This is a genomic window from Bacillus sp. UNC438CL73TsuS30 (genome assembly GCF_000482325.1).
In the GTDB taxonomy this organism is placed as follows: domain Bacteria; phylum Bacillota; class Bacilli; order Bacillales; family Cytobacillaceae; genus Neobacillus.
On sequence record NZ_KI535296.1, the window covers coordinates 296,374 to 309,384 of the forward strand.

10 protein-coding genes are annotated in these 13,011 nt (G+C 40.5%); 8 read left to right on the forward strand and 2 right to left on the reverse strand.

Annotated elements, in window-relative coordinates; translation table 11 throughout:
• Positions 1–23: 23 nt before the first annotated feature.
• Both M028_RS0122980 and M028_RS0122985 read left to right on the forward strand, forming a co-directional pair.
• Positions 24–2,093 (forward strand): heavy metal translocating P-type ATPase, encoded by a 2,070-nt coding sequence (locus M028_RS0122980; protein ID WP_081810859.1) that lies wholly within the window; start codon positions 24–26, stop codon positions 2,091–2,093.
• A 177-nt stretch (positions 2,094–2,270) separates the two neighbouring features.
• Positions 2,271–3,194, forward strand: a complete 924-nt coding sequence (locus M028_RS0122985) for a cation diffusion facilitator family transporter (RefSeq protein ID WP_026575932.1) — start codon at positions 2,271–2,273, stop codon at positions 3,192–3,194.
• Between the two features lie 45 nt (positions 3,195–3,239).
• Here the strand turns inward: M028_RS0122985 and M028_RS0122990 are convergent, their stop codons facing one another.
• Together M028_RS0122990 and M028_RS0122995 are read right to left on the reverse strand one after the other, a co-directional pair.
• The gene (locus M028_RS0122990) at positions 3,240–4,604 is read right to left on the reverse strand and encodes a sensor histidine kinase (RefSeq protein WP_035424554.1); all 1,365 of its coding nucleotides are present in this window, start codon (positions 4,602–4,604) and stop codon (positions 3,240–3,242) included.
• Positions 4,605–4,616: 12 nt separating this feature from the next.
• Positions 4,617–5,318 (reverse strand): response regulator transcription factor, encoded by a 702-nt coding sequence (locus tag M028_RS0122995; RefSeq protein WP_026575934.1) that lies wholly within the window; start codon positions 5,316–5,318, stop codon positions 4,617–4,619.
• A 225-nt stretch (positions 5,319–5,543) separates the two neighbouring features.
• Between M028_RS0122995 and M028_RS0123000 the strand changes: the two genes are divergently transcribed.
• From M028_RS0123000 to uvrB, 6 genes are all read left to right on the forward strand, one after another.
• Entirely contained in the window at positions 5,544–5,948 is a 405-nt protein-coding gene (locus tag M028_RS0123000) for a hypothetical protein (protein WP_026575935.1), read from the forward strand.
• Positions 5,932–7,317 carry a 4Fe-4S binding protein gene (locus M028_RS0123005; protein WP_026575936.1) on the forward strand — a complete coding sequence of 462 codons (1,386 nt, stop codon included), beginning with the start codon at positions 5,932–5,934 and terminating at the stop codon, positions 7,315–7,317. Before M028_RS0123000 ends, M028_RS0123005 begins: the two co-directional genes overlap by 17 nt.
• 256 nt (positions 7,318–7,573) lie before the next feature.
• Complete coding sequence (gene copZ, locus M028_RS0123010) at positions 7,574–7,780, forward strand: copper chaperone CopZ (RefSeq protein ID WP_026575937.1); 207 nt, start codon at positions 7,574–7,576, stop codon at positions 7,778–7,780.
• 85 nt (positions 7,781–7,865) lie between these two features.
• Positions 7,866–10,280 (forward strand): heavy metal translocating P-type ATPase, encoded by a 2,415-nt coding sequence (locus M028_RS0123015; RefSeq protein ID WP_026575938.1) that lies wholly within the window; start codon positions 7,866–7,868, stop codon positions 10,278–10,280.
• A 145-nt stretch (positions 10,281–10,425) separates the two neighbouring features.
• On the forward strand, positions 10,426–10,659 hold the full coding sequence (locus M028_RS0123020) for a CsbA family protein (protein ID WP_026575939.1): 234 nt from the start codon (positions 10,426–10,428) through the stop codon (positions 10,657–10,659).
• Between the two features lie 369 nt (positions 10,660–11,028).
• Entirely contained in the window at positions 11,029–13,008 is a 1,980-nt protein-coding gene (gene uvrB / locus M028_RS0123025) for an excinuclease ABC subunit UvrB (RefSeq protein WP_026575940.1), read from the forward strand.
• Positions 13,009–13,011 lie beyond the last annotated feature (3 nt).

Consider the following 13,011-nt stretch of genomic DNA (forward strand, 5'->3'; position numbering starts at 1 on the left):
ACAGAGAAAAGAGGTGGACAGCTTTGAGTGAAGAGAAAACGATTTACCGTGTGCAAGGATTTTCCTGAGCAGGCTGTGCCGCAAAGTTCGAAAAGAACGTAAAACACCTGGATGGTGTTACGGACGCAAGTGTAAATTTTGGTGCTTCAAAGCTAACAGTCTATGGAAATGCCAGCATAGAAGAATTAGAACAGGCAGGGGCTTTTGAAAAGCTAAACCTTTTTCCTGAAAAAGAAAAACAGAAGCCAGCTCCAAAAATCCCATTTTGGAAACGATATTTTTCTCTTGGCCTTTCACTGCTGTTCCTGATTGCAGGGTCTGTTTTTTCCGAAAACCTTCTGTTGGCAGCTGCTATTTTAATAGGTGGATTTTCCCTTTTTAAAACAGGTTTGAAAAATTTAATCCAGCTTGATTTTGATATGAAAACCCTTATGACCATAGCCATCGTGGGTGCGGCTATTATTGGTGAATGGCGGGAAGGGGCGGTTGTGGTGATCCTGTTCGCCATCAGCGAAGTTCTCGAAAGCTATTCAATGGATAAAGCGCGCGCGTCGATTCGCTCGCTTATGCAAATGGCGCCTACAGAGGCATTGGTCATCCGTAACAACCAGGAAATGACTCTCCAAGCTGAGGATATAGAAATCGAGGACATCATGCTCGTCAAACCGGGAGACAGGATTGCTATGGATGGAGTAGTTATAGAAGGATTGTCTACCGTCAATCAAGCGGCCATCACCGGTGAATCCGTTCCGATTGAAAAAACAGTTGGAACTGAGGTGTTTGCCGGGACACTTAATGAAGAAGGTTTTCTAAAAGTAAAGGTGACCAAATTAAGCGAAGATACAACCATTGCCAAAATCATCCATTTAGTCGAAGAAGCGCAGGGAGAAAAGGCACCTTCTCAGCGATTTGTTGACCGCTTCGCAAAATACTATACTCCGGTTATTATCCTAATTGCTGCCTTGACAGCTGTTCTTCCTCCACTTTTATTTCATGCAGATTGGAAAGAGTGGATCTACGAGGGGCTTGCGGTATTAGTTGTCGGCTGCCCGTGCGCACTTGTCATCTCGACCCCTGTTTCCATCGTGACCGCCATCGGAAACGCGGCAAGAAAAGGCGTGCTGATTAAAGGGGGAAGCTTTTTAGAAGAAGCTGGAGCCATCAAAGCTATTGCCTTCGACAAAACTGGAACCTTAACAAAAGGGACACCAACTGTTACCGATTTTATTAACTATTGTGAAAAGGAACCTAATGAGGTGCTCGCCATCATTGCTGCCCTTGAAAGCCGGTCCCAGCACCCGCTTGCAGCCGCTATTTTAAAAAAGGCAGATCAGTTAAGGTATCAAGACATTGCTGTTGAAAATTTTATCTCCTCCACTGGAAAAGGTGTAACAGGAACTATTGAGGGTATTGAATATAAGTTCGGAAACTCGAAACTCTTTGATGTGATTCCGGATGAAGTCCATACACAGATCACAGTTCTTCAACGTCAGGGTAAAACGGTAATGATTGCCGGGACTCAAAAAGAAGTTTTAGCTTTGATTGCAGTAGCAGATGAGGTCCGTGACAGCAGCCGTGAGGTCATTTCACGTCTCCATCAACTTGGAATCGAACGGACGATCTTACTTACAGGAGACAATCATGCATCGGCTGAAGCAATCGGACAGTATACCGGCATTAAAAAAATGGAAGCTGAACTGCTTCCAGAGGATAAATTGAATTTGATCAAAAGCCTTAAACACCAGTTTGGCCGGGTTGCCATGGTAGGGGATGGTGTGAACGATGCACCAGCATTGGCATCGGCAACAATCGGGATTGCTATGGGCGGAGCGGGCACGGACACAGCTCTCGAAACGGCTGACATTGCCTTAATGAACGATGACCTAACGAAGCTTCCGTTCACGATTCACCTTAGCCGGAAAACATTAAAGATTATTAAGCAAAATATCACAATTTCAATTGTAATAAAACTAGTTGCGCTATTATTGGTCGTCCCTGGCTGGCTTACCCTATGGATTGCAATATTTGCGGATATGGGGACAACGATTTTGGTCACGTTAAACGGACTAAGGTTGTTAAGAGTGAAAGATTAGTGGCGGCTGCGGGTAAAAGTCCCAGCCCCCTAGTCAATGAATCGAAATAGGAAGTTGAGAAAAAATAACTTAATCGGAATTTTCCGTTTTAGCCAAGGATACAAAGTTCTTCAATGGATAGATAACAAAAGAGCCCCTTACTTCATACTGTAATGAGAGCTCTTAGGGGGGAATAAATTGGGACATCACCATCACCATGGACATGACCATGGACACCACCATCACCAACCGGCCAATTATGGTTTTGCTTTTGGCTTTGGGATTACCTTAAATGTTATTTTTATTTTGATTGAGGTCATTTATGGGATACTAAGCGACTCTTTAGCATTACTTGCGGATGCAGGACACAATTTAAGTGATGTACTCGGACTTGTCATTGCCTGGATTGCTGTTTGGCTGGGGAAAAAAGCACCTACAGCTAAGCGAACGTATGGATTTAAAAAAAGCTCCATTCTTGCTGCTCTGTTTAATGCAGTATTCTTACTTGTAGCAATTGGTGCGATTGCTTGGGAAGCGATTCAACGATTTTCTTCTCCCGCTCCTGTTGCGGGTAAGACCGTGATCATTGTTGCTCTTATAGGGATTGTGATAAACACAGTTACCGCATTATTATTTATGTCGGGAAGGAAAAACGATTTAAATATTCGTGGGGCCTATTTACACATGATGGCGGATGCGGTAGTGTCACTGGGTGTTGTCATATCAGGTTTCATTATGCTTTGGTCCGGTTGGCAATGGATTGATCCCCTTGTAAGCCTGATTATTGCAATCGTCATTTTCCTTGGTACATGGGGCTTATTGAGTGAATCATTAAATTTATCTCTTGATGCTGTTCCAAATGGAATTGATGTAGATAAGATAAGAACTTATTTAAAAAACGTACCTACGGTTATAGAGGTTCATGATTTGCATGTTTGGGGAATGAGTACGACTGAGCCGGCTTTAACGGTTCACCTTGTGCGTTCCGAAATTACGGATAATGATCAATTACTGCAACAGCTAACAAAAGAGCTGCATGATCATTTTGGAATTGAACATACGACCATTCAAATTGAAAAAGGGACATTTGACTGTGCCCAAGCCCCGGTTGATACCATTTAACTGCTCAGCAAAAAACAACGAATGACTCGTTGTTTTTTTGCTGACTTATTTCTTTAAAAAGATTCTAAAACACGTTCCTTTTCCAGCCTCGCTTTCAGCAGAAATTTCCCCACCATGGGCTTCAACTAACTCCTTTACAATCGCAAGACCTAATCCAAACCCACCAGTTGCTCTTGAACGAGATTTATCCACTCTGTATAAACGGTCAAAAATATGCGAAAGATCTTTCTCTGGAATGCCAATACCTTGGTCAGTGATTACCATATGAACGGCTTCGTTTTCTTCAAAAACTTTTATATGCACACATGTATTTTCTTTTGAATATTTAAGGCTGTTATCTAAAAGGTTTAAGAGAACTTGCTCGAAACGAATCGGATCCAGATCAAAAGTTAAATTTCTTGAGCATTCTAATTTGAATAGTATTTTTTTTTCATTAAAGGCCGGTAAAACCTTTACGAGGATAGATTGTAAAAAATCACTGAGATTCACTTTTTGCTTAGAAATAGAAAACGTATTTTGGTCCAATTTTGCCAAGTCAAATAATTCTTTAAGTAATCGGCTGACATGATCCGCTTCCTCTTGGATAATATCGAGGTATTTATCACGGTCTGATTCAGCGAGTTCCTTTCTTTTTGCAATATCTGCATATCCTTTGATATAGGTTAATGGTGTTCGAAGTTCGTGAGAGATACTTGCCAAAAATTCATTTCGCTCTTGTTTTAAATAATTTAAGTCATTTGCAAGAGTCTGTATGGATTGTGCTAATTCTCCGAGTTCATCTCGGGAGGGCGGTGGAAGTGTAACGGAAAAATCTCCTTTGCTTAATTTTTTTGTTGCTTCTTTCATCGAAATCAGCGGCTTTGTTAATGCCTTTGATAAAAAGAAAATCGTTATAATCATGAAGAGTAGAATTAAAACAGATGCTAAAAGGAAATGATTATTTAATTGAGAAATTAACTTCTGAACCTCATCTGTGTTCTTGAACATATATACATATCCCGCTTTTTCTCCGCCCTTATTAAATGCGGTAACGGTTGCAATATATTGTTCCTTTTGCCAATCTGATTGCAGCACCCGTCCATTTCTTGGGAGGTTATCGATCGGTTTATTTAAGATAGTCCTCATGCTTTGGTTGATTTTACTAGAGGAAAGTAAGACATCACCGGTTGTGTTCGTGATAACAACTTCAGTATCTGTATGGGATTCCATTAAACCGATGTGATGAAGTGTGGCTGAATCTGAATTGATTTCCAAGACAGCCCGATGACTATTTCCCCTTGCTTGAAGCGAACCAAGCTCCTGATGAACCTGCGAATGTACTAAATTATTATGTAAAAAAAACATCGAAAAAATTTCAATCACCAAAATACAGAAAAAAAACCACATGCCTAATTTAATCGAAATCTTCATACCTGCCACCTATTATGATTTTAATTCAGAGCCCACTTTTACCCACTTATATCCTATTCCCCAAACGGTATAAAGATGGTTATCTATTGGAAAACCTGCATTTCTTAATTTTTCTCTTAAATTCCGAATATGCGAATCGACCGTTCGATCATCGATATTTGAATTTAGGCCCCAAATGGCTGTAACTATATGATCTCGGGAGTACACTTTCTTAGGATTTTTTAAAAACAATCCAATTAATGCAAATTCCTTTGGTGTAAGGGGAATATGTTGATTTTGAAATTTTAACTCCACAGTTTCTTCATTCCATTCTAATCCGTTGAAAACAAGCATATGTTGATGATTCTTTAAATGACTTATTCTTCTTAATAATGCTTCAATCCTGGCCATTAGTTCGGCTTCGTGAAAGGGTTTCGTTACATAATCATCGGCGCCATGTTTGAATCCTTTGATTACATCGACTGTTTCACTTCTAGCCGTTAACATGATAATGGGAATATCTGAAAATTCCCTGATTTTTCGGCAGGTCATCCACCCATCCATTTCAGGCATCATTACATCAAGGAGTACGATGTCGATATTTTCCTTCTTCAGGTGACTTAAAGCATCTTTCCCCGATTCGGCCTTCAAACATTTATAATCATAGGGTGTTAAATATAGACATAAAAGGTCGAGCATACGGGTTTCGTCATCCACTAGTAAAATTGTCCTCATAACTCTCCCACCTTACCCTTGTTACGATCATTATAAAAGAAAAATATGAAGAAACCTTGCAGATTAAGTGTTTTATTATTTCGATTTTGTGTCAATTGGCTCGGCTTTCATAAATGACAAACTTTGTCCAAGGAAAAACCATAGTTTCTGCACACTTTTCCATTAAAGTGAAACCATGTTAATCAATACTCTTATTTTATTCTTTATGGGAATGAGGTGAATAGCTTGAAAGCTAAATGGATGTTTATGATTATTCTAGTTATAGTATTTTCCGGTGGAAGAATGGCTATGGCACATGAAGGGGATCAAAAGATGCCATCAACATCAAGCCTTAACGGAAACGAACATTCCGAGCACAACATGGAAGGAATGGACATGAGCGGGGAACACACCACTTACGGCCATGATATGGAAGGAGTGGATATGAGCGGGGAACACACCACTGACAATCATGATATGGAAGGAATGGACATGGAGGGCAGTGGACACTCCCATGGACCGGTAATTGAAAAACCAGCCAATTTAAAGGTGTTGGGTACTTATGGTGCAGTTAATCTTTCGTTTATTGTGATTGGAATATGGAATAAGTGGTGTAGAAGAAAGGGTGGTTCCAATGGCAATTCCAAGTAATCAATTAACTAAAGAGGAAAAACGGATGGAAGAAAAGCAGCCTTATAATCTATTATCCATACCGATTATAAAAAAATTTATTCAGAGCCGATGGTATCCAGGCATTTTTCAATGGATCGTCCTCATCGTTTTTTCCGTTATTGTTTATGAATTAGTTGCCGGAACTGTTGACCCAACACGAAATGTCGGAACTTCGTTAACCTGGGTTTTATGGTGGCCGCTCATCCCAATCTTTTTCCTCGTCATCGGAAGGTTTTGGTGTGCGATTTGTCCATTTGGCAAATTGAGCGATATTGTTCGAAAAACGATTGGCAGCAATCGGCCGATGCCGAAGTTTTTAAGAAAATATGGGCTTTGGATGATTGACCTTTTCTTTATTGCGATTACCTATAGCGATCATATTTGGGGGATTGTTGAATCACCAAGAGGATCCGGTTATTTGCTTCTATTACTTGTGACGATGGTGGTTGGGACATCCGTTTTTTATGAAAGAAGAACATTCTGTAAGACGCTTTGTTTCCTAGGAGGATTATCTGGTAACTATTCACGTTCCGGTTCATTAGAACTTCGCGGCACATTAGAAATATGTAAGACATGTAAAACCCAGTCTTGTTTTAAAGGAAGCGATAAGGCAGAAGGCTGTCCAATGTTTCAATTTGTAAGGACAATGGATTCATCGGCTGATTGTAACCTATGCGGAAACTGTGTGAAATCTTGTCCGAATGACTCGATTCGGATTTCTCCGAGGGTACCTACATCGGAATTATGGGGAATCAAAAAACCGATGATTGAGCATACCTTCTTGGCAGCCGTCATTATGGGAATTGTGTTTGTTCAAAACATTACAATGGTATCCATCTGGCAGGATATTTTAAATGCAATTGGTTCCATAACCGGGACAGATAATTATAATGTTAACTTTACGGTTGCCTTTATTATTTCAATGGCTATCCCAGTAGCGCTATTATTAGGAACAGCAAAAATTGCAACCGTAACCGGTGGTTCTGCAGAAAAAGTAAAGAAAAACTTTATTCGATTCGGTTATGCGATCATTCCATTAGATTTAGCAGGTCACCTTGTACATAACCTTTTCCATATCATTACGGAGGGAAAAGCAATCTGGTATAACACGGCAGCATTATTCGGTATGAAAGTAACGAGAGGGGATTTAGCCTTTGCTCCTGCTTCATCTGTTCAAATGCTCCAGTATATTATTATCGTGATTGGAATGATTGGTTCCATTTATACAGCTTATCGAATTGGCAACAAAGGATCTTTTAAGGCATTGATGCCGTACTATACTTTAATGCTAATACTTGCAGTCGCAAATATTTATTTGTTCTCACTCCCAATGATGCATAGGGTATAAAACACTAAAAACCTTAGGCCGTAATATCAATTGGGCTAAGGTTTTTTAATTGCCTAAATTACTTGAGAATTTGGCGATTTCTTGACGAAATCAAATATGCGTATTTTTTTGATATGTATCTGATAAAGTTATTCTTGTTAGAAAAAGTGAAAACAGCATAAAAGAAATTAAAAAACAGGCTTTACATAGGGTAGGGGGGTATAGTATTATAGAAACAAGGGAAAATATAATAAAATATCCGAAGGGAATGAACATAATGGAAAAGGTATCATTAAATGTTATAGGAATGTCTTGCGGTCATTGTGTAAACGCGGTAGAAGGAAGTGTCGGTGCACTTAACGGTGTCAGTTCCGTTAAGGTCGATTTGAAGGCAGAAAAAGTGGATGTGGAGTTTAATCCAAATGAAGTTTCATTGGATAAAATAAAGGAAACCATTGATGACCAAGGTTATGATGTGAAATAAAGAGTGTGAAAAAGACGTGCTAGCTCCTAGCACGTTCTCTTTCACAAAAATATATACCTATATAGGGTATAAGGAGCTGGCTTTTATGAGTCAAAATATAAAAGAGACCACTATACAAATCTCTAGAATGACCTGTGCTGCATGTGCCATTCGAATTGAAAAAGGTCTTAATAAATTAGAAGGCGTTGAAAGAGCCAATGTGAATCTTGCTTTAGAAAAATCTAATGTTAAATATAATCCCGAAAAAATCAAGGTGGAAGACATTGAAAAAAAGATTAAGGATTTAGGATACGAGGTTGTCAATGAAAAAACTGAATTTGATATCACCGGGATGACTTGTGCCGCTTGTGCGACCCGAATTGAAAAAGGTCTTTATAAGTTAGCTGGTGTTGTAAAAGCAAATGTGAATTTAGCGCTTGAGAAAGCCACAGTGGAGTACAATAGTGCCGTTCTTTCAACCGGAGAAATCATTAAAAAGGTGGAAGTACTCGGTTATGGTGCTCATATAAAGGAAGATGTAAAAGATACGATTGACCATCGCCAAAAGGAAATCGAAAAACAGACAGGGAAGTTTATCTTTTCGGCTATCCTTTCCTTACCGCTTTTATGGGCAATGGTAGGGCACTTCAGCTTTACATCATTCATTTGGGTTCCGGAAATGTTTATGAATCCGTGGGTTCAATTGGCCTTGGCTACCCCGGTTCAGTTTATCATCGGAAAACAGTTTTATATCGGAGCATATAAAGCGTTAAAAAATAAGAGTGCTAATATGGATGTACTTGTTGCACTAGGTACCTCTGCCGCTTATTTTTATAGTTTGTATCTATCGTTTACTTCGATTGGAGGTCATTCACAATCGGTAGAGCTGTACTATGAAACAAGTTCAATCCTGATTACATTGATCATTCTTGGAAAGCTGTTTGAAGCGAAAGCAAAGGGACGTTCATCCGAAGCGATTAAAAAATTGATGGGTCTTCAAGCGAAAACAGCAATGGTTGAGAGAGCAGGAATCGAACAGGAGGTCCCGATTGAGGAAGTAATCGTTGGGGATATCCTTCATATTAAACCTGGTGAGAAGATCCCAGTCGATGGAAAGATAATAGAGGGCCGTTCAGCTATTGATGAGTCGATGTTAACCGGTGAAAGCGTGCCTGTTGATAAAAGCCCTGGTGATGAGGTAATTGGAGCTACCATCAATAAAAATGGATTTCTCAAAGTGGAAGCAACAAAAGTTGGCAGGGATACAGCTTTAGCACAGATCGTTAAAGTTGTCGAAGAAGCCCAGGGATCAAAAGCGCCAATCCAACGTCTAGCTGATAAAATTTCCGGAATCTTTGTCCCTATTGTTGTTGCACTTGCCGTTCTAGCCTTTGTTGTTTGGTATTTTTTCGTCACACCTGGGGATTTTGCAGAGGCGTTAGAGAAATTGATTGCGGTCCTTGTTATTGCCTGTCCATGTGCACTAGGTTTAGCAACACCGACTTCCATCATGGCTGGTTCGGGCCGTGCCGCCGAATATGGAATTCTGTTTAAGGGCGGCGAACACTTAGAAATGACCCATAAGATTTCTACAGTTGTCCTCGATAAAACGGGCACTGTTACAAATGGAACGCCGGTTTTAACCGATGTTTTCATAGACAAATCTCAACCAGAAGGAGAATTTTTATCACTGGTTGGATCTGCTGAGAAACAATCAGAACACCCGCTTGCTCAAGCGATCGTTCAAGGAATTAAAGATAAAGGAATTGCCTTAAAGGATGTAACGGAGTTTGAAGCGATTCCCGGATTTGGTATAAAGGCAATTGTCGAAGGAAAAGAGCTGCTGGTTGGAACAAGAAAGTTAATGAAACAGTTTAATGTATCTGCGGATGATGCTCTTGATCAGATGGATGCATTAGAAAGGGCTGGAAAAACCGCGATGCTTACAGCAATAAATGGTCATTTTGCAGGAATAGTGGCCGTGGCGGATACGATAAAAGAAACATCCCAAACAGCGATCAGCCGCCTTAGAAATATGGGAATTGAAGTAATCATGATTACAGGGGATAATCAGCAAACAGCAAATGCCATTGCAGCTCAGGTTGGAGTAGACCAGGTAATTGCCGAGGTACTTCCTGAAGGGAAGGCGGATGAAATCAAGAAGCTGCAGGCACAAGGTAAGAAGGTTGCCATGGTCGGAGATGGAATCAATGATGCACCAGCTCTTGCTATTGCCGATATCGGTATGGCGATTGGGACTGGTACGGATGTGGCGATGGAGGCAGCTGATATTACACTAATTCGCGGAGATTTAAATAGTATCGCTGATGCCATTTTTATAAGTAAAAAGACGATTCGTAATATTAAACAGAACCTTTTTTGGGCGCTTGCCTATAACACGTTGGGTATTCCGGTCGCTGCACTTGGGTTCCTTGCACCATGGCTTGCAGGTGCAGCTATGGCGTTCAGCTCTGTCTCGGTTGTTCTTAATGCATTGCGTTTGCAAAAGGTTAAATTGTAAAGGAGTGGATATGATCCATTCCTTTTTATGGTGAAATCCTTATAGGAATTAGGGAATTTCAAGAGCTAAATTTATTTTTCTGTTGCAATTTTGTGAATAAATTTTTAGAATTAATTAACAGAATCAAATGAATGAGGTGTACCCATTGGTGATTAAAATTTTGTCGGCGCTTATTTTGCCGGGCTTGCTCGTTTTATTTTTTACACGGGTCACTTACAATCGGATTATAGGACTTGCATTAACCGTCGCACTTATTGCTGCTTCTGCTTATAAAGGTTATACCCACACATTACCGCTTATTATCACCGATGCTCTATCGTTAACGGCCGGTTTTTGGCTGGCTGCAAAAATGAGGCCGAGAATAATAAAAAAAAGTTAGAAGTCTGCCAAAACTTGATTTGGCAGGCTTTTTGTTTTGATTCGCAAATAAAAGTGAGCAATTCGCAAATAAACCTTCTGGATACGCAAATAAAACAGCTTGATTCGCAAATAAGTAGATAAAATTTGCAAATAAACACGGAGTTTCGCATGTATGAGAATCAAGTAAGTTGAAAAATAAGATTATAACGGATTTCTTAATAAAAACGAATATTCGTTCGCATATTATTGGTTTGTTTTTGGTGTTTTGTGGTAACATGGTAATATATATTATGGAAAGAATCACTTTTCAGCCGCAACCGGTCCGAGACTTTCTTAAAAAGGCAGAAAAGTAATGAATCGAACCTATTGTATTTAGGGGGAAATTTTTATGAAGGACCAATTTGAATTAGTATCTAAATATTCGCCGCAGGGCGATCAACCAGAAGCTATCCGTCAATTAGTGCAAGGAATCCATGAAAATAAACGTTATCAAACCCTTTTAGGAGCAACAGGGACGGGTAAGACGTTTACGATTTCCAATGTTATCAAAGAGGTAAATAAACCAACCCTTGTGATTGCTCACAATAAAACCTTGGCCGGCCAGCTGTACAGTGAGTTTAAGGAATTCTTCCCAAACAATGCTGTGGAGTACTTTGTCAGCTACTATGATTACTATCAGCCGGAAGCCTATGTTCCACAGACTGATACATTTATTGAAAAAGATGCAAGCATCAACGATGAAATTGATAAATTGCGGCATTCAGCAACCTCTTCGCTTTTCGAGCGGAATGATGTCATCATCATTGCAAGTGTTTCGTGTATTTATGGTCTCGGTTCGCCAGAGGAATATCGTGAAATGGTACTTTCCCTCCGAACAGGGATGGAAATTGAACGCAACCAGCTGCTCCATCGTCTCGTCGATATCCAATATGAACGAAACGACATCGATTTCAAACGGGGAACATTCCGTGTCCGCGGTGATGTGGTCGAGATCTTCCCGGTTTCACGGGATGAGCATTGTATGCGTGTTGAATTTTTCGGCGATGAAATCGACCGGATTCGTGAAGTAGATGCCTTAACAGGAGAAATTATCGGAGAACGGGATCATGTTGCTATTTTCCCTGCCTCCCACTTCGTCACAAGAGAAGAAAAGATGCGCATTGCCATTGAAAACATTGAAAAAGAACTCGAGGAACGCCTAAAGGTCCTTCGGGAAAATGATAAATTGCTTGAAGCTCAGCGAATCGAACAGCGGACACGCTACGACTTGGAAATGATGCGGGAAATGGGCTTTTGTTCAGGTATTGAGAACTACTCTCGCCATCTAACATTACGGCCGCCAGGTTCGACACCTTATACCCTATTAGATTATTTTCCAGAGGATTTTTTAATGGTTATTGATGAATCACACGTGACATTGCCGCAGGTCAGAGGAATGTTTAATGGGGATAAAGCTCGGAAAGAAGTGCTTGTTGAACACGGATTCCGCCTGCCATCCGCATTAGACAACCGGCCATTAACGTTTGATGAATTTGAAAAGCATATTCACAATATCGTTTTTGTCTCTGCAACCCCAGGACCATTTGAGTTAGAGCACACACCAGAGATGGTGGAGCAAATTATCCGTCCGACAGGATTACTCGATCCGCCAATTGAAGTTCGTCCAATTGAAGGGCAAATTGATGATTTAATCGGTGAAATCCAGGATCGGGTGAAGCGCAATGAACGTGTGCTGATTACAACATTAACGAAAAAAATGTCCGAGGACCTAACCGATTACTTAAAAGAAATCGGCATCAAAGTCCAATACCTTCATTCAGAAGTCAAAACGCTTGAGCGGATTGAAATTATTCGCGAGCTGCGTCTTGGTAAATATGATGTCCTCGTTGGAATTAACCTGCTCAGGGAAGGTCTCGATATACCGGAGGTTTCGCTTGTAGCCATTTTAGATGCGGATAAAGAAGGGTTCCTCCGTTCGGAACGCTCTTTAATCCAAACAATTGGACGTGCGGCCCGGAACGCAAACGGACAAGTGATTATGTATGCCGATCGGATAACCAATTCAATGGAAATGGCGATTAGTGAAACGAAGCGCCGTCGTGAGATCCAGGAGGAATATAACCAAAAGCACGGAATAACACCACAGACGATTCAGAAGGATATTCGTGATGTTATTCGTGCTACGCATGCGGCTGAGGAGCAGGAAGACTACAAACCAGCAGCAGCAATTGGCAAGCTGTCTAAAAAAGAAAAAGAGCGCTTAATTGCCGATATGGAAAAAGAAATGAAGGAAGCGGCCAAGGCGCTTAACTTCGAGCGTGCTGCCGAGCTTCGTGATTTAATTTTAGAATTGAAAGCGGAAGGATAACGT